This is a genomic window from Empedobacter stercoris (assembly GCF_025244765.1).
Lineage (GTDB): Bacteria > Bacteroidota > Bacteroidia > Flavobacteriales > Weeksellaceae > Empedobacter > Empedobacter stercoris.
The window spans coordinates 2,275,424-2,293,328 of sequence record NZ_CP104209.1; the positions used below are offsets into that span (position 1 = coordinate 2,275,424).

15 protein-coding genes are annotated in these 17,905 nt (G+C 31.4%); 9 read left to right on the plus strand and 6 right to left on the minus strand.

Annotated features, from left to right (window positions below):
• Positions 1–10: 10 nt before the first annotated feature.
• The 5 genes from NZD85_RS10810 to NZD85_RS10830 are packed head-to-tail and all read right to left on the minus strand — an operon-like array spanning position 11 to position 4,411.
• Positions 11–682 (minus strand): phosphoribosylanthranilate isomerase, encoded by a 672-nt coding sequence (locus NZD85_RS10810; protein ID WP_188319324.1) that lies wholly within the window; start codon positions 680–682, stop codon positions 11–13.
• Complete coding sequence (trpC, locus tag NZD85_RS10815) at positions 679–1,464, minus strand: indole-3-glycerol phosphate synthase TrpC (RefSeq protein ID WP_171623884.1); 786 nt, start codon at positions 1,462–1,464, stop codon at positions 679–681. Before trpC ends, NZD85_RS10810 begins: the two co-directional genes overlap by 4 nt.
• The gene (gene trpD, locus NZD85_RS10820) at positions 1,461–2,447 is read right to left on the minus strand and encodes an anthranilate phosphoribosyltransferase (RefSeq protein ID WP_225541434.1); all 987 of its coding nucleotides are present in this window, start codon (positions 2,445–2,447) and stop codon (positions 1,461–1,463) included. The genes trpC and trpD overlap by 4 nt, the downstream gene beginning before the upstream one ends.
• Before the next feature lie 2 nt (positions 2,448–2,449).
• Positions 2,450–3,013: an anthranilate synthase component II gene (locus NZD85_RS10825; protein WP_225539152.1), complete on the minus strand. Its 564-nt coding sequence runs from the start codon at positions 3,011–3,013 to the stop codon at positions 2,450–2,452.
• Positions 3,014–3,016: 3 nt separating this feature from the next.
• Positions 3,017–4,411, minus strand: a complete 1,395-nt coding sequence (locus tag NZD85_RS10830) for an anthranilate synthase component I family protein (RefSeq protein ID WP_260541789.1) — start codon at positions 4,409–4,411, stop codon at positions 3,017–3,019.
• 253 nt (positions 4,412–4,664) lie between these two features.
• On the opposite strand from NZD85_RS10830, the gene NZD85_RS10835 reads away from it, so the two are divergent.
• The 8 genes from NZD85_RS10835 (at position 4,665) to NZD85_RS10870 (ending at position 14,720) form a co-directional block, all read left to right on the plus strand.
• The gene (locus NZD85_RS10835) at positions 4,665–5,441 is read left to right on the plus strand and encodes an enoyl-CoA hydratase/isomerase family protein (protein WP_171623880.1); all 777 of its coding nucleotides are present in this window, start codon (positions 4,665–4,667) and stop codon (positions 5,439–5,441) included.
• A 63-nt stretch (positions 5,442–5,504) separates the two neighbouring features.
• A complete protein-coding gene (locus tag NZD85_RS10840) occupies positions 5,505–6,281 on the plus strand; it encodes an SH3 domain-containing protein (RefSeq protein WP_260541790.1) in 777 nt (258 codons plus the stop codon).
• Positions 6,282–6,286: 5 nt separating this feature from the next.
• Positions 6,287–6,991, plus strand: a complete 705-nt coding sequence (locus NZD85_RS10845) for an SDR family oxidoreductase (protein ID WP_260541791.1) — start codon at positions 6,287–6,289, stop codon at positions 6,989–6,991.
• 124 nt (positions 6,992–7,115) lie between these two features.
• Complete coding sequence (locus tag NZD85_RS10850) at positions 7,116–8,174, plus strand: glycosyltransferase family 9 protein (RefSeq protein WP_260541793.1); 1,059 nt, start codon at positions 7,116–7,118, stop codon at positions 8,172–8,174.
• 105 nt (positions 8,175–8,279) lie between these two features.
• Positions 8,280–8,993: a glycosyltransferase family 2 protein gene (locus tag NZD85_RS10855; RefSeq protein ID WP_188319320.1), complete on the plus strand. Its 714-nt coding sequence runs from the start codon at positions 8,280–8,282 to the stop codon at positions 8,991–8,993.
• On the plus strand, positions 8,993–9,628 hold the full coding sequence (locus NZD85_RS10860) for a lipid-A-disaccharide synthase N-terminal domain-containing protein (RefSeq protein WP_188319319.1): 636 nt from the start codon (positions 8,993–8,995) through the stop codon (positions 9,626–9,628). Before NZD85_RS10855 ends, NZD85_RS10860 begins: the two co-directional genes overlap by 1 nt.
• Positions 9,612–11,243: an ArnT family glycosyltransferase gene (locus tag NZD85_RS10865; RefSeq protein ID WP_260541794.1), complete on the plus strand. Its 1,632-nt coding sequence runs from the start codon at positions 9,612–9,614 to the stop codon at positions 11,241–11,243. The genes NZD85_RS10860 and NZD85_RS10865 overlap by 17 nt, the downstream gene beginning before the upstream one ends.
• 54 nt (positions 11,244–11,297) lie before the next feature.
• Positions 11,298–14,720 (plus strand): hypothetical protein, encoded by a 3,423-nt coding sequence (locus NZD85_RS10870; protein ID WP_260541795.1) that lies wholly within the window; start codon positions 11,298–11,300, stop codon positions 14,718–14,720.
• Positions 14,721–14,766: 46 nt separating this feature from the next.
• Here the strand turns inward: NZD85_RS10870 and NZD85_RS10875 are convergent, their stop codons facing one another.
• Positions 14,767–17,130, minus strand: a complete 2,364-nt coding sequence (locus tag NZD85_RS10875) for a hypothetical protein (RefSeq protein ID WP_260541797.1) — start codon at positions 17,128–17,130, stop codon at positions 14,767–14,769.
• Positions 17,131–17,429: 299 nt separating this feature from the next.
• Between NZD85_RS10875 and NZD85_RS10880 the strand changes: the two genes are divergently transcribed.
• Complete coding sequence (locus NZD85_RS10880) at positions 17,430–17,843, plus strand: CBS domain-containing protein (protein WP_260541798.1); 414 nt, start codon at positions 17,430–17,432, stop codon at positions 17,841–17,843.
• Positions 17,844–17,905 lie beyond the last annotated feature (62 nt).

Sequence of the window (17,905 nt, forward strand, 5' to 3'; positions counted from 1 at the left end):
TTTATTTTTTTTAATTTTGTTCAATTCGTCCATCAATTGTATCGATGAACTGTTTTACTTCGTCAGCTTTTTTAATTCCTGGTGCTGACTCGAAACCACTGTTAATATCAAATCCAATACATCTTGGATGTTGAAAATTTTTCAAAAGTAATGCATCTTCAAGTTCTATTCCTCCACTTAATAAAAAGGGTGTTGATAACTGATAGTTTGTTAACAGTTGCCAATTGAATTTACGTCCTGTTCCACCGTAATCAGAAGATTTTGTGTCGAATACAAAGCTATCAACAACTTGTTGATAAGTGGTTAATTGTTGAAAATCATCTTTTGATTGAATTCCTACAGCTTTCCAAATTTTAAAATCTAAAAAGTTTTCATCTGTTATCAATCGTTGGTGTTTTTGATTAATTAATTTTTCACAAAAATAAGCTGTTTCATCGCCATGTAATTGCACAACATCTAATTGATATTGTTCAACTTTTTTGAGTATATTTTCAATCGAATCATTCACAAAAACGCCAACTTTTTCGGCATTCGGAAAAATGTCAAAAATCGCTTTATCTTTTACAAATCGTTTTGATTTGGGATAGAAAATAAAACCAACATAATCTGGTTCGATTGCAGCAATTTCTTTAAAATTCTCAAGATTATTATTTCCACAAACTTTTACTTGAAATCGTTTCATTTTGATGCTTTTACAAATTGTTCAAATGCTTGAGAAGGATTATCTGCCTTCATAAAATTTTCTCCAATCAAAAAAGCTTGAAAACCTGCTTGTCGCAATTCTTTTACCGTTTCAGGATCCGAAATTCCACTTTCCGCAACTTTAATTAAATTTTGTGGTAATTGTTTTAAAATCTGTTTCGATTTTTGGATATCTACTTCAAAGTTTTTTAGATTACGATTGTTGATTCCAATCAAATCAATAAACTCATTTATTTTTTCCATTTGATCTTCAGAATGTAATTCCAATAATACCTCCAATCCAATTTCCTTTGCTGTTTTCGCTAAATTGTAGACTTCATCTTTTGTTAAACATTCTGCAATCAACAACATCAAATCGGCGCCAATTGCTTTTGTTTCGTACACTTGAAACTCATCAACAATAAAATCCTTTCTTAAAATTGGTATATTCAAGATTTCTTTAGCTTGTTGTAAATCTTCAAAACTTCCACCAAAAAATTGTTCATCCGTCAAAACAGAAACTACTGAAGCGCCAAACTTTTCGTAACCAACGACGACATCTTTTACCAATACATCTTTGTTAATAAACCCTTTTGAAGGTGATTTACGTTTAAATTCGGCAATAATTCCTGATGTTGATTGATCCAAAATTGAAGCTTTTGCAGATAAAATAGGAGAATTAAAATGTTCTGAATTTTTAAAACTATTGATTGATTGAGTTTTCTTTTTTTCTAAAATTTCTTTGCGTTTTTGCGCGACAATTTCATCTAATATCGTTTTCATGGTCTTATTAGTTTTTGGAATACATTCAATGCTTTTTTACTGTCTAAACTTTCGTTCGCAATTGCTACACATTCGATTAAATCTTTGGTTGGATAAATTGTTTTAAGCGCTAAAGCAGCATTTGCTAAAACCACTTCTTTTTGTGCTTGAGTTGAATTACCTTCTAAAACACTTAAAAATATTTTCGAATTTTCTTCGATTGATTTTCCACCTTTTATATCATTTGGCTGAAGAGAATTTAGTCCAAAATCTTTACTTTCTAAAATAAATTCTCCTTCGTTGTTATACACTTTTGTTGGCGAAGTCAATGAAATTTCATCATAACCAGCTAAAGCTGTTGAAATGGAATAATGAACACCCGAATTTTGCATCACATAATGATAAAGTCGAGCTGTTCTGATGTCATATGTTCCTAAATTTTGAAAATCTGGTTGGATAGGGTTTACCAAAGGTCCCATCAAATTGAAGAATGTTTTTACAGCTAATCCTTTTCTGATTGGGGCTACTTTCGCTAAAGCTGGATGAAAAAGAGGTGCATGCAAAAATGTAATTCCAACTTCTTCAAATTCGTGTTTTAACTTATCTTGATTGGTCGAAAATTCGTATCCAAAACTATCCAACATATTCGAAGAACCACTCACAGAAGACGCTCCATAATTTCCTTGTTTGATAATTTTTTCGCCAGCTCCTGCTAAAACAAAACAACTCAATGTCGAAATATTGAACGTGTCTTTTCCGTCTCCACCTGTTCCTACAACATCAATGGCTTGTTTTGGTAAATCAATTTTTACACACAAATCCAGTAAAGCTCGTCGATAACCTTTCAGTTCGTCCAATGTTATATTTCGCATGTTGAAAATAGTTAAGAACGATGCTAATTCTACTTGCGAATATTTTTCTTCAGAAATATCAACCATAATTTGATAGGCTTCTTTTTCTGAAAGTGTATAATTTTCGAATAATAAATTTAATAACTTTCTCATGTTTAATTTTCTAACCAATTTTTAATCATTTGATCTCCTTCTGGCGTTAAAATAGATTCTGGATGAAACTGAACTCCTCGCACATCATACGTTTTGTGACGTAAGGCCATTATTTCTTCGTTTGGCCCGATTGCGGTAATTTCTAAATCGTCTGGAAAATTTTCATTCGAAACAACCCAAGAATGGTAGCGTCCAACTTCTAAACTCTCTTGTAAATTCTTGAATATGATATCATCTTTAATGACTTTTATGGTTGATTTAACACCATGAAATACTTCTTGCGTGTTTAATAATTTCCCTCCAAAAACTTCTCCAATTGCTTGTTGACCAAGGCAAACTCCGAAAATAGATTTGGTTGATGCATATTTTTTAATAATAGGTTTCAGTAAATTAGCTTCGTCAGGAATTCCTGGACCTGGAGAAAGTAATATTTTATCATACAAATTCACTTCTTCTAAAGAAATTCCATCGTTGCGAACAACAGTGATATCGGTTGCATATTTTTTCAATGAATGCACTAAATTATAAGTGAACGAATCGTAATTATCGATGACTAAAATTTTCATAGTTTATAGATTTTGAGCGATTTCGATAGAGCGACGAAGTGCGCCTAATTTATGATTGACTTCTTGTAATTCATTTTCTTCAACCGATTTGGAAACAACTCCAGCACCAGCCTGAAAATATAAGGTATTTTGTTTGCTAACAAACGTGCGTATGGCAATTGCCATGTTGATATCACCATTGAATCCTAAATAACCAATAGCTCCTCCATAAACACCACGATTTTGATTTTCATAGGTATCTAACAATTCCATTGCCTTGAATTTTGGTGCCCCAGAAAGTGTTCCAGCAGGAAAAGAATCTGCGAATATTTTCATGGTATTGACACTTGTATCCAATTGAGCAGTTACTTTTGAAACCATGTGAATCACATGAGAAAAATATTGAATTTCTTTGTATTCAGCCACTTCAACATTTGCAGAATTTCTACTCAAATCATTTCGAGCTAAATCAACTAACATTACGTGTTCTTCGTTTTCTTTCGGGTCTGCAATTAATTTTTCGGTTAATTCTTTATCCAAATTTGGGTTTCCAGTTCTACGAACTGTTCCTGCGATTGGATGAATCTCGGCGTGATTATTATTGATGATTATTTGTGCTTCTGGTGAAGAACCAAATATTTTAAAGTTGCCATAATCGAAATAAAATAAATATGGCGAAGGGTTTACAGAGCGTAAAATGCGGTAAACATTAAATTCATCGCCCGAAAATTTTTGTTTGAATTGTCTTGATGGAACAATCTGAAACACATCACCACGAAAACAAGACTGTTTGCATTTTGTAACCATTTTTTTGAATTCTTCATCCGTTAAATTTGATTCAATTTCACTTTCCACATTAAATGGATATTCAATGATTGACTTGTTGTTGATGACACTTTTAATTTCTGCAAATTTTGAAATAGTTTCCTCATTTTGAAATTCGATGAATTGAATTTCGTTGTGAAAATGATTAAAAACCACTATATTTTGATAAAATGAATAAGAAAATTCTGGAATTGTCGCTTCATTTCCTTGAGCAGAAAATTTTACCGTTTCGAAATGCGGAATAGCATCCCAAGCAATGTATCCAAACAAACCATTGACAGGTAAATCTTCTCCATTTTGGATATTGAATTGAGCGGTAAATTCCTTGAACTTTTCAGTTAAATTCTGACCTTTTAATTCATACTCTTTCGTCTTACCATTTTTGTAAGTTTCATTTACGATTCCTTTCGTTACCTTGAAAGTCGCGATCGGATTTAGGCAAATAAATGAATTTGCATCCGTCTTCGAATGGTAGTCTGAACTTTCTAATAATAATGCATTTGGATAAATGTCTCTCAGCTTCAAATAGAGTTGAACAGGAGTCGTTAAATCAGCTAAAACAGTTTCTTTCTGTATGTTAAAAGTTAAATTCATTTGCTAAATATTTAGGTTTAGAGCACAAAAAAAGGCTTGTCGGTTACGACAAGCCTTTTCTACATATAATTGCATAGAGGTCTTACGAACCAACGTTTTGTTGTTCGATTAACCACCACCAGTTATTTGTAAATAATGTATTCATTGAGGCAAATTTAGAAATGATTTTGAAACCAACAAATTATTTTTTGATAAATTTTTTAGTTCTTTCAACAATTGATATTTTTGAGAGAATAATAAAAACACAAATAAAATGGAAAATAATTATGACAATCTTATTGTTGAAGTAGAAAATAAAATTGCATTGGTAACTTTAAATCGTCCACAAGCATTAAATGCCTTGAACAAAGATTTATTAGAAGATCTTTCTAATTTTTTGACTAATGCAAACTCAAACGATGAAATTCGAGCGATTATTTTGACAGGTTCTGGAGAAAAATCTTTTGTAGCAGGTGCAGATATCAAAGAGTTTGCAAATTTCGATGGTCATCAAGGAGAACAATTGGCTGCGAAAGGACAAGAAAATGTATTTGATAAAGTAGAAAACTTAACAAAACCTGTTATTGCGGCTGTTAACGGTTTCGCTTTAGGTGGAGGATTAGAATTGGCGATGGCTTCACATTTTCGTATCGCATCTACAAATGCAAAGTTAGGATTGCCAGAGGTTACTTTAGGTTTAATTCCTGGTTATGGTGGAACGCAACGTTTACCAAAATTAATTGGAAAAGGTCGTGCTATGCAGGCAATTATGACGGCAGATATGTTTACGGCAGATCGTGCGTATGAGATGGGATTGGTAAACGAAGTAGTGGAACAAGCAGAATTAATAAATCGTGCGAAAGAAATTGCAGGTAAAATTGTAAAGAATTCTTCTGTTGCTATTCGTCACGCGATAAAAGCAATAAATGCATCGGATAAAGACAATGGTTTTGAAATTGAAATTCAGAGTTTTGGAAATTTATTTGATGAAGATGATTTCAAAGAAGGAACAACAGCTTTTATAGAAAAAAGAAAGCCGAATTTTAACTAATTTTAGTTTAAAATAAATCAACAAAAAGCTTCAAGATTTCTTGAAGCTTTTTAATTTTACATCATGAAAAAAATAATTTTTGGATTCTTTCTGGTGATGAGTTCAATTGCGTTTTCGCAAGAAATTTATCAAGTTATTGCACAAGAAGGATTGACGATTAGAACTGCTCCAAATGGCAAACGTGTCGGAAAAATTCCATATGGTTATCCTGTTAAAATTTTAGAAAAAGGAGAAGCTTTTTCTATCAAAGATAGTGGAAAAGCGAAAAGTGGAAATTGGGTAAAAATTGATATCAGTTCTTCTAAATTAATTTTGGACGAAGGAGTGAATGAAGCCGTTTTACAAAATGATTTGTACACATTTAGTGGCTATTTGATTACACAACAAAATTTTATCAATCAGTTCGAAACAGAGATTGCTACACATCCTGCATTTAACGAATTTTATTTGGCAACTGCTTACAAATGTTTTGCGATAAAAGGTGATTTTTTTGGCGATGGTGTGGTTGATTATTTATATCGAATGATTGATAAAAAGGGATATACGCGTCTGTATATAGTCAATAATTTGAAAAAAGGGAGTCAGATTTATGGATTAGGAGGAGAAAAAGATCCGTTCAAAATTAAAAATTATGATTTCGGAACGTTGATGATGATTCCAAAAGGAACGTCTCTTTATTCTAATTACAAAGATGGAATAAAGCGTAATTTAAATGGCGTTTCTAAAAATGAAATTGTAACTTTAGAGTATGATGCAATTTATGTACATCAAGAAAATGCAAAAGAAGGCGGTTATATTTACCGAAAAGATGGCAAATGGAATTGGTTAAATCAAAAATAATTATAATGCAAAATATAGAAAATAAAGTCGCGTATATTACAGGCGCAACAAAAGGAATTGGGTTAGGAATAGCAAAAGTTTTAGTTGAAAATGGACTTAAAGTTGCTAATTCAGGAAGAAACATAAATGATGTCGAAAAAGCACGCGAATACTTAGGAAAAGATAATGTTTTGGCTATTCAGTCAGATGTTAGACATTTCGAAGATGAGCAAAATGCTGTAGAACAAATTATTTCTGCTTTTGGTCGTTTGGATATCGTCATCGCGAATGCTGGTTTAGGGAAATTTGCACCAGTAGATGAGCTTTCTTTAGAGGATTGGAACGCAATGATAGACACTAATTTAACAGGTGTTTTTCATACAATAAAAGCTTCTGTTGAGGCTTTGAAAGTGTCAAAAGGTTATTATATTTCGATCGCATCTTTAGCAGGAACTAATTTTTTTGCCAATGGTGCTGGATATAATGCTTCAAAATTTGGAGTAGTAGGGTTTACACAAGCAGCGATGTTAGATTTAAGAAATTATGATATCAAGTGTACAACGATCATGCCTGGTTCTGTAACATCTCACTTCAATGATCATGTCCCAAATTCTGAAGATGGATGGAAAATTCAGCCCGAAGATTTAGGACAAATGATAGTTGATTTATTAAAAATGAATTCAAATGTTTTACCAAGTAAAATAGAAGTTCGTCCAACGAAGACAAAATAATGCAAAGGCCTCTAAAATGAGGTCTTTTTTTTTGAAAAAAATAGTTGTAATTACCGATAGTTTACATAGTTTCGTGAAATATTTTAGATTGCAATATATGTAATCTTCAAACTAACATTCTTTAATGAGTTTTAAGAAATCAATCAATCATTTTCGACGTACAATAATGCGTGGATTAACTGGAGGTATTGGCGATGGAAATTTGCCAAAAATAGAAAAAGATGAACTTCTTGAATTAAGAAGAGTATTGATAAACAGACCTAACCAACGTTTAGGAAATTTATTGTTAATAACACCTTTAGTACAAGAAATTATAAAAGATTTTCCAGAGGTGAAAATCGATTTATTTGTAAAAGGAAAGGTTGCTCCAATTATTTTCGAAAATTATCCACAAGTTGATCAAATAATAGAATTACCCAAAAAACCTTTTAAAGAATTAATTAACTACGCGAAAGTGTGGATGAAAATCAAACAAAAAAAGTACGATTTAGTCATTAATGTTGATAAAAATTCTTCTTCGGGTCGACTTTCTACTTCTTTTGCGAATTCTAAATATAAAATTTTTGGGAGTGAATTTGAACTTGATACAACTCAAGAAAATCAACTTCATCAAGCACAATATCCAGTTTATCAATTGAGAAAATTTAAAGAATTATTTAAAAATAAGCATGATCATTCTCCCATTCCATCTTTAGATATTCAGTTAACAGAAAAAGAGGTTCAAATAGGAAAAGAAACGCTTGATCATTTGACTAAAAATAAAGCAAAAAAAACATTAGCATTTTTCACCTATGCAACAGGTACGAAATGTTATGTAGCCGATTGGTGGACTGAATTTTATGAGGTTTTCTATCCAAAATATTCAGAAGAATATAATTTAATTGAGATTTTACCTGTCGAAAACATTTCAATGTTAACACATAAACTTCCTACTTTTTATAGCAAAGATGTAAGAGAAATTGCTGCAGTAATGAAAAATTGTGAATTTGTAATTGCTGCTGATTCTGGAATGATGCATCTAAGTTGTGCTGCTCCAACAAAGACAATCGGATTATTTAAAAGTGAAAGTTTTTTGAAACGCTATAAACCTTACGGAGAAGGAAATGCAGTAGTTTTAGTAAGTGAGGGCGATAAAGATAAGAATCGTATAATTCAAGAAATGGATAAACTACTTTCTGTTTAATAATCAATATATTTAAATAATTGACAATAAACAAGTTGGTCTAAGCATTAATGTCTTATTTTTTATTTAATATTTCATAGCTTTGAACTTTGAAATATTAAATAAATGTCAACAGAATTCACAATTATTATTCCAATCTATAACGAAGAAGATAATTTGTTACGTTTGGAAAATGAGATGAATAAGTATGTAAAAACCGCTGTAAAATCAACTGAAATTTTACTGATTAATGATGGTTCTAAAGATAAAAGTTTACCATTAATCAAAGAAATCTGCCAAAGAAACGAGAAGTTTCACTACATATCTTTTGATAAAAATTATGGATTGTCAGCTGCAATAAAAGCTGGTTTTGATTCTGTACATTCGAAATGGGTAGGTTATATTGATGCAGATTTACAAACAGCTCCCGAAGATTTCAATAAGCTTTTAGGTTTAGCAGATCAATATGATTTGGTTACGGGTGTTCGTGCAGATCGTAAAGATTCTTTTGTGAAAAATATGTCATCTAAAATTGCAAATTCAATCCGAAGAGCTTTTACAAATGACGGAATGGATGATACCGGTTGTCCATTAAAAGTTATCAATGCTGATAAAGCGAAAAAGATTCCAATGTTCAAAGGGTTGCATCGTTTTTTACCAGCTATGATTCTACTTCAAAACGGAACTGTAACTCAAGTTCCCGTAAAACACTTTCCTCGAATTGCAGGCGAATCGAAATTCAATTTATGGAACCGTCTATTAGGTCCTTTGATGGATTGTTTTGCATTTGTTTGGATGAAGAAAAAATACATCAATTATAAGATTCAAGAAGGAGCATAATGTCAAATTGGATTATAATTAGCATTGGATTTATTGCGCAAACGCTTTTTTCAAGTCGGCTAATTTTGCAATGGATTGTTTCCGAAAAAAATAAAAAAGTACTTACACCAAAATTGTTTTGGGAAATTAGTCTTTTTGCCTCTGTACTTTTATTTTTATATGGTTATTTGCGTCATGATTTTTCGATTATGTTAGGTCAAACGCTAACATATTACATTTATATCAGAAACATACAGTTGCAAAATCATTGGCACGAATTCCCGAAAATTGTCCGTATTTTCTTGTATATTTTTCCTGTGTTAATTGTTTTGTATGGATTTAATAACGGTATTTTTGATGTAGATTTACTATTTAAAAACGAAAAAATTCCGACATGGTTGTTATCATTAGGGATTGTTTCTCAGGTTCTTTTCACCTTTCGGTTTATCTATCAATGGCTTTATTCTGAAAGAAAAAATGAATCACAATTACCAATGGGATTTTGGTTAATTAGTTTATCTGGATCCTTATTGATTTTAATTTATGCAATTATCCGAAAAGATCCCGTTTTATTTGTTGGGCATTTTATGGGATTCATTGTTTATGCTCGAAATATATTAATCAAACGAAAAGAAAAAAATGGTTCAGTGGATTAAACAAAATTCAGTTTTATTTTTAATCATTGTGACAATCTTGATGTTGTTTGTCAACTTAGATGTTCTACAAACCAACATTATGGAAGCGAGAAATATAATTTCTGCGAGAGAAATGGTGAATAATGGAAATTGGATTTTTACTACACTTAATGGTTTACCTCGATACGAAAAACCACCTTTACCAACATGGATTACAGCTGTATTTGGAAATGTTTTTGGTTTCGAAAATTTCTTTTGGTTACGCGTTCCAGTTGTTTTAATTACCATTTTATTAGTTATTTGGTTTTATAAAACGTTAACAAAATTCGATTTAACAAAACAGCAAGTTGTAAATTCTTCATTGGTTTTGATTACGTCGTTTTACGTTTTTTTCTCAGGAAGAGATAACAATTGGGATATGTACACGCATAGTTTTATGATGGGTACAATTTTCTTTTTAGTGAAGGAGTTTCAAGTAACTAAATTTAATTTATTCAATTTTATAGTTGCATTTTTCTTCTTAGGATGTTCGATCATGAGCAAAGGTCCAGTTTCGTTGTATGCCTTATTTTTGCCATTTTTAATTGCTTATTTTTTAGTTTTTAGACAGAAATTAGGTAGAAATTTAAGCATCGCTTTATTGACGATTATATTGGGTTGTGTTGTAGGATTTGCTTGGATGTTGTATGTAAAATACTTTGATGCTGAGCACTTTTTAGCAGCTTCTACAAAAGAAGTAAACAATTGGCACAGTTACAATACTCGCCCAATTTATTATTACTGGAGCTTTTTTACACAATCTGGTTTGTGGACAATTCCAGCTTTGGTAAGTTTAATTTATCCTTATCTGAGACATAAAGTAACCAATAAAAGAACCTATCAATTTGCATGGTTATGGACGGTTTTTTCTGTGGTTTTATTATCGTTAATTCCAGAAAAAAAATCAAGATATTTATTACCAGTTTTGATTCCATTAGCGATGAATATTGGTTTTTATATCGAATATTTAAGATTAGAATTTAAAAACTTTAGCAATAAAGTTGAAAAATATTTTACAAATTTCGCTTTTGGTTTATATGGTTTAATTGGAATTGTAATCGCTGTAGGAGTTTTTATTTATACAAAAGATCGGTTATCAGAATTTTTGGTTTGGTCGATTCCGTTTGCGGTTGTTGGATTAGTTTTAGGTCTATCAATACTCAAAGGATTAAAAATAAAGTCTTTCGAACAAGTATTTTATTCCACCGTATTATTGATGTGTACAGTTGTTGCATTTGGCTTTCCACTTTCAAAATTAACGTTTTCCGAGGAACTGTATTCATCAGCTAAAAATCTTCATAGATTAGAAAAACAATATCAGATTAAAACATACGAAACGCAAAGTTTTGTACCAGAAATAGTGTTAGATTATGGCACTTCTATTCCGGCAATTTATGATGGAAAGAAGCTAAATTTTCCGAAAGAAACGAAGTTTGGAATGTTAGCAAATCAATCCGATTCAATTTTGATAGCAGAACAATTTAAGAATTATTCGTTTCAAAAAATTGGCGTTGTCGATTTAAATCATTCGTCAAAAAATCAAAAAAATTATAATGATCGTATTCAAAAGGATTATTATTTAGTTCAAAAAAAGTGATTTACATTCGAGTAAAATTTTTAACCAAAAATATCGTTATTTATTAAAAATCTTTTGCAGTTTCGCGTTTTATTCTTTCTGAGTTTTTGGTTAGCAAACAGTTTTGTTTTTGCTCAAAATTTTGGTTGGAAAAATCCAAATTTCAGACAAGATTCTGTTCTAATTTCAGATACCATAAAACTTCAGTATAAAGGAATTTTAACCGAAAAATTTCAAGTTTTAGATTCTGCTGGTCATGCAATTCCAAAAGATCATTATTCAATTAATTTTGATCGAAACGAAATTTATTTCACAACTTCGTTAGCAAGACAAATGGTGAGAATTCAATATTTCGTCAATCCGAAATTGGTCGAATCAGTTTTCTACGCAAAGAATCCGTCGATTATTGTGAAAGATGACAAACCTGTTAACATTTTTTATCAACTCGAACCCGATTCAAAGCAAGCAACCAAAGATATTTTTGAAGGATTAAATAGCAAAGGGTCGATGGTTCGTGGAATTCGTTTTGGGAATAACCAAAGTGGCTCTGTACAATCTTCGTTAGACTTGGAGCTGTCTGGTAAATTATCGGATGACATTACAGTAAGTGCGGCAATAGCGGACAATAATGTTCCGATAGAATCTGATGGTTATACGCAGAATTTACAAGAATTTGATAAAGTTTACATCGAATTAGCCAATAAAAATTCTAAAATTAGAGCAGGACATATTGATATTAACACCAATCAAGAACGAGATTTTTTCAATCCATTCAATCAAAAAGTAACAGGTTTACAATTATCCACGCAATTAAAAGGTGAGAAATCTTCGACAACTATTTTTGCTTCAGGAAGTATTACACGAGGCGAATTTATGCGTGTTAATTTTGTAGGACAAGACGGAAATCAAGGTCCTTACCGCCTTTCAGGAAAGAACAATGAGCTGTATGTGATAATTATTTCGGGAAGTGAAAAAGTTTACATTGATGGTGTTCAATTAGAGCGAGGAGAGCAAAATGATTACGTTATTAATTACAATACGGGAGAAATTTCGTTTACGTCGAACCGATTAATTACTGCAAACACGCGTATTAATGTCGAGTATTTATATAATTCGCGCAATTATTCCCAAGTTTTACTTTACGGTGGAGCTGAGTATGAAACAGAACGATTAAAACTGTCAGGTTTTTTCTTTTCTCAAGGTGATTCGAAAAACAATTCGCTTGGAAATGATTTAACAGATGATGAAAAACAAATTTTGGCCAATGCAGGAAATGATCCAGCTAAAATGTACACTGTTTCTGCTGAAAGAACAAGTTATGATTCGAACCGAATTTTATATCGAAAAGTGAACTTAAATGGCTTAGATATTTTTGAATATTCGACTGATCCAAATGACGAATTGTATCAAGTTGCGTTTACGTATGTCGGTGCTAATCAAGGAAATTATCGTCAAATAAATGCAAACCAGAACGGAAAAGTTTTTCAATTTACTGAACCTGTTACGGGTGTTTTACAAGGCGATTACGAACCAATTAAGCAATTGATTTCCCCAAAGAAATTACAGATTTATACACTAAATGGTCAATATCAGTTGAAAGATAATGGAAATATTGGTTTTAATGTAGGACTGAGTAATTATGATCAAAATTTATTTTCTTCGATTGATGATAACGCTAATTCTGGATTAGCAACCCGTGTTTATGGTGAAAAAACATTTTCTTTTAACGATTGGAAAATTACACCTTATGCAGAATGGAATTTTATCAACAAAAACTACAAGAGTGCCGAGCGTTTGCGTGCGGTAGAATTTGCGCGTGATTTTAACTTGGAACAAGAATTAAGTGGCGTAAATCAGAATTTTATCACAGCAAAAATCAATTCAACTTGGAAAGAAAAATTTAACGCACAATACACATTTGATTATCTTGAAAATACAGGCCTGTACAAAGGTTTGAGAAATCAAATAGATGCGAATTATAAAACAGAAAAGGATGAGATTGTTGCGCAAGCCAATATTTTATCAACTAATGCAACGCTTCAAAATACCAATTTTGCACGCTACATGATTGATGGAAAACGAAAAATTGGATCTAAATTTTGGGTTGGTACGCGTGTTTGGGGAGAAAATAATGATATCGATGATTTGGTACAAAATGAAAAATCGAATTTGAGTTTTAAATGGAATGAGTTTCAGTTGAAAGGAGGTTTTGCAGATTCTATTGGGCGAAAAATAGACTTAACGGTTTATCAACGTCAAGATGATTCGGTTCGTTTAGGGACTTGGCAAAATATTCAACAAAGTAAAGGACTAATTTTTAATTCATCTCTAATTCAAAAACAAAATCATCAATTAGGCATAAATTTTCATTATCGACGAGTAAATTATCAATTTTTGGATGCGGCAAACGAAGATTTTATGACGGGTAATGTGAAATGGTACAAAGCTTTTTTCAATCAAGGATTGCAGTTAAATGTAGATTATGAAGTGGGGAGTGGAGTAGAGCCGCAGCGAGAATTTCAGTATGTAAAAGTTTCGGATGGAATGGGGATTTACAAATGGACGGATTATAACGGAGATGGAATAGAGCAAATTGATGAGTTTGAAGTGGCAGAATTTATCGATCAAGCAAATTATATTCGTGTATATACGAATACAATAGAGTATTTAAAAACAAATAAAAATCAATTCAATTTTACGTTACGTTTTCGTCCAAAACAGGTTTTCAATACGGAGAATGAATTCTGGAATCGTTGGATGTTTCAACAAAATATTTCGGCAGGTAATTCTTTACGCAAAGAAGGTTCGACGTTAGAATGGAATCCTTTTACAAAATCTGCTTTGATTTTAGGGAAAACAAGAAGTATTCGTTCATCGATTTTCTTTAATCAAGGCACACAATATAAATGGTCGACGAATTTTATTTATAATCAACAACAATCCCAAACCTATGTTTATACAGGTTCTGAATACCGCGATTCGGATAGTTATTTGTTGCAAACACGTTACAAGATTTTAAAAGATTTGATTGCGAGTTTTGACACAGAATATATGGTAATTAATAGCGATTCGGAGATTTTTGCAAGTCGTCGTTACAAGTTAAACAATCTTCGTTTATTGCCAAAAATCAGTTATCAAACGGAGAAATCAATTGTAGCTTCGTTGTTTTATAATTATCAGAATAAGAAAAATGTTTCTGGAGAAGAGCAATTAAATCAGTCTGATTTGGGTACAGAATTGCAATGGAATAGTTCGGAAAAGATGAGTTTGTTGGGAAGTTTTAGTTTTATCAACAATCAATTTGTGGGTAATCAAGAATCAATTGTAGGAAATCAAATGATGGAAGGTTTACGAGCAGGAAATAATTTTGTTTGGCAATTGCAATTGCAACGACAAATCACAAGTTTTCTGCAATTAAATATTTCGTATGATGGACGAAAAACGGAAGAGAATAAACCGATACATACCGGAAGCGTACAAGTACAGGCGAGGTTTTAAACAATAAAAAAAAACGTTTTGAGCTATTCAAAACGTTTTTTTATTCTTATTCAATTTTACCTTCGTAGAAAACAGGGTTTCCTTTTTCGTCAAAACCAATTATGGTTAATTTATAATTCCCTGGACTATCGTTGTTAAAATATTCGATGGATGTATTTTCTCCTGGTTCAATATATAAGTTTGGATTCCAAAATAAAGTACTTCTAATGTCATCTGGAACTTCGGAGTATAGAGATTCATAATCATCAAGACTAAAGTATGGGAGCGAATTGTTGTATCCACCTAATTGAATCAAATTATTCGTTAACATTGGTGTGTTGTCAATTGGCGCATCACTTCCTCTTTTGGTGTAAATAGCGATTGCATTTCCTAATAAACCTGCACCTTTGAATACTTTTACCATGGCAATATCTCGAATGTTTATTCCGTTTAGGTTGTCTGGAGAAATTTTCATTTCATTTAGATAAATATTAACTTCAGCATTTCTAATTTTTGGAATACCGTTAGAAACCGTAAGTCCAGCAACTCTTCCAGCTAAAAAATCAACCACGTTATAATAACCTTCGATGGGTTGAGGTTCGTTTACAAAATCAATTACTGTTTCGTTAATATTCTTAAACATTCCACTGCTCAATTCTTCGTTTAGCTTTATTGTTTTAGATTTACTATCGGCTTTTACCACAACTTCTTTTAATCGAATACTTTTATCATTAATGATTTTTATATTCTTCTTATAGGTATGTTGTTTTTCAATCTCTTTACTGTTTGCTGCATCCGATATTTCTTCTAACACATAAGGTGTAGCAGGTAATTTAGCTTTATACGCTTTTGTTTTATAATTTGGAGCAACCGATATAGTCAATGTTCCATTATTAGCGGGTTTAGAATTTTCCGAATTCAAAAAATAATTCATCGCCATAGGACCATAATAGAATAAATTATTCATTTCGAAACTTCCTTCGTAATCAGTGGAAAGTGTAGCAAAATTCTTCGGACTATCTTGCATTTTGTAGATAATACTCAATTCAGCATCGCTTAATTCTCTTCCATTCATGTACGCCTTTCCTTTATACGATAAATAACGTTTATCTGTTTCAAAATCAGGTTTTACAATGTTTCCTACGATGATATCTTCCCATGTGAATCTTCTCCATTTTTCTGTAATAAGTAGGGCATCCAAATTTTCAGAATATTCATTGTTCTTGAAATATTGAGCAGGATTGCTGATGTTTGAGGTGAAATCTCGCGACAACCAAATAGCCGAAAGTAAATTGTCTTCATCATTCTCTTTTTGATCTTTAATGACTGAAGCGAAGTTGATTTCTTGATCAGATTCAAGTTGTATTGTATTTAATTCGCGTGGACGAGTAGTTGTTTCGAAAGTAATGGCGGGTTTTTTATACAAATCATTGCGATTAATAAAGAGTAATCGATTGGCAATTTCTTGATCATTTTCATTGAAAACGGTAATGTTGAGAACTCCTTTATCATTCTCTAAAACTTCATTTGGGACAAGTGTAGATGCGGTTTCGATACTTTTTATAATCTGAGAACTCATCACAAGTTCATTGTTTATTGTACCAATAATTTTATGGTTTAACAAGGGATTTTCTTGATTAATACTTTTCAGTTGTATCATAATATCCTTGCTGTTACGCACAACTTTTAATAATACGCCTTCTTTTTTCGGTTCAGGTAAATCAATAATTTGTTGAATTCCTTTGTCATCAGTTATTTGTACTTGATAGAGTTTACCTTCTTCTGCTCTCAATGAAAATGTAGCCACGTTTTCATCTAAATTTTCAAATGTTGATAGTTGGTTGGTTGGATTGTCTTTCTCGAAAACAATTCCACGCCATTTTTTAGGTAACTTTCCGTCAGATTTTAATCGTACAGCGAATTTTGTCGTTTGATTTTGAATAAAATTTCCTCCTTCAGCGTGCGCTTTTGCATTCCATTTTAGGTTTTGATTTGGAACGATTTTTAATTTAGAATTTGGATTGAAAATCTTGATTTGATTAATGTATTGAAATTGCTCAGGAAAAAAAGTCATGTGAGTTGTGTACGCTCTCACAAAATAAATTCCTTCTTCATGTTCAGCTTTTGTGTTTAATGTTCCATCACTTTCTCCATTTATAATCGGCACCAATTTTCGGTTCAATAAGTTTTTATCTTTATCATATAATTCTACGATTAGATTGGTAGAGATCAAACTTGGTTGATATCCATTTAGTGTATAAGCTTTGAACCATATATTGTCTCCAGCAATGTAGTCTTGTTTATCAAATAATAAATAAACTTTTTCTTGTGCATAATTTGTCTGAAGACTTTTTATGGCTGTTTCTAATTTGGATTGCGCAAAAGTTGTAACTGTAATTAAGTATAATGCGAGTAAATAAAAATATTTCATGCGAGTATAAAATTATTTCGATTCAATAAATCTTAATCTTTAAAATTATTATTAACTTGACAGATAAAAAAATAAACATTTGTTAATTTTTTTTAATTGATAAAATCGATTTTATTTAATGAGTTGTTGAAAGATTTTTTATAAATAAACAAGCTGTTAGAATCCTCAAAAAAAAACAGTCAAATCTATTTAAGACACGAAATTTTATTTTATTTTTTACTATTGCATATCATTTCAAATGAATGAATTATTGATGAATTTTACTATAGAAAAGTTAATCAATTTAAATAATTAAGAAAATGAAACAAAGAGTACCAGTAAATCAGATTATGGCAAAAGTTTTAATTGCAGTTCCAGCAAATAAGAAATTAAGCGTAGTGAATGAATTGTTCAAGGAGTATAATATTCGACATATTCCTGTAACTGAAGGAACTAAGTTGGTAGGAGTTGTAAGTAAAAATGATGTTTCGAGATTAGGATATGGAGTGGGTGATGTTGATACGAATGCATTGAATGCTTTGTATGATACATACGAACTGAAAGATGTGATGGTAAAAGAGCCTGTAACTGTTTCTTCTGAAACAAACATTAAGGATGTTGCAGAGATTTTATCACAACAAAGTTTTCACTCTTTGCCAGTTGTAGATAATAACGAGGTTGTTGGGATTGTGACTTCTACAGATTTGGTTAAATATCTTTTAGAGCAATATTAAAAGTAAAACATAAAAAAAGCCTCCAAATTTGGAGGCTTTTTTTATGTTTAGTTGTTTTCGAA

Coding starts and splice junctions, on each gene's coding strand:
- NZD85_RS10865 (WP_260541794.1), top strand. CDS start 9,612: ATGGTTCAGTGGATTAAACAAAATTCAGTTTTATTTTTAATCATTGTG.
- NZD85_RS10855 (WP_188319320.1), top strand. CDS start 8,280: ATGTCAACAGAATTCACAATTATTATTCCAATCTATAACGAAGAAGAT.
- NZD85_RS10880 (WP_260541798.1), top strand. CDS start 17,430: ATGAAACAAAGAGTACCAGTAAATCAGATTATGGCAAAAGTTTTAATT.
- NZD85_RS10850 (WP_260541793.1), top strand. CDS start 7,116: ATGAGTTTTAAGAAATCAATCAATCATTTTCGACGTACAATAATGCGT.
- NZD85_RS10810 (WP_188319324.1), bottom strand. CDS start 682: ATGAAACGATTTCAAGTAAAAGTTTGTGGAAATAATAATCTTGAGAAT.
- trpC (WP_171623884.1), bottom strand. CDS start 1,464: ATGAAAACGATATTAGATGAAATTGTCGCGCAAAAACGCAAAGAAATT.
- NZD85_RS10825 (WP_225539152.1), bottom strand. CDS start 3,013: ATGAAAATTTTAGTCATCGATAATTACGATTCGTTCACTTATAATTTA.
- NZD85_RS10840 (WP_260541790.1), top strand. CDS start 5,505: ATGAAAAAAATAATTTTTGGATTCTTTCTGGTGATGAGTTCAATTGCG.
- NZD85_RS10830 (WP_260541789.1), bottom strand. CDS start 4,411: ATGAATTTAACTTTTAACATACAGAAAGAAACTGTTTTAGCTGATTTA.
- NZD85_RS10860 (WP_188319319.1), top strand. CDS start 8,993: ATGTCAAATTGGATTATAATTAGCATTGGATTTATTGCGCAAACGCTT.
- NZD85_RS10835 (WP_171623880.1), top strand. CDS start 4,665: ATGGAAAATAATTATGACAATCTTATTGTTGAAGTAGAAAATAAAATT.
- trpD (WP_225541434.1), bottom strand. CDS start 2,447: ATGAGAAAGTTATTAAATTTATTATTCGAAAATTATACACTTTCAGAA.
- NZD85_RS10845 (WP_260541791.1), top strand. CDS start 6,287: ATGCAAAATATAGAAAATAAAGTCGCGTATATTACAGGCGCAACAAAA.
- NZD85_RS10875 (WP_260541797.1), bottom strand. CDS start 17,130: ATGAAATATTTTTATTTACTCGCATTATACTTAATTACAGTTACAACT.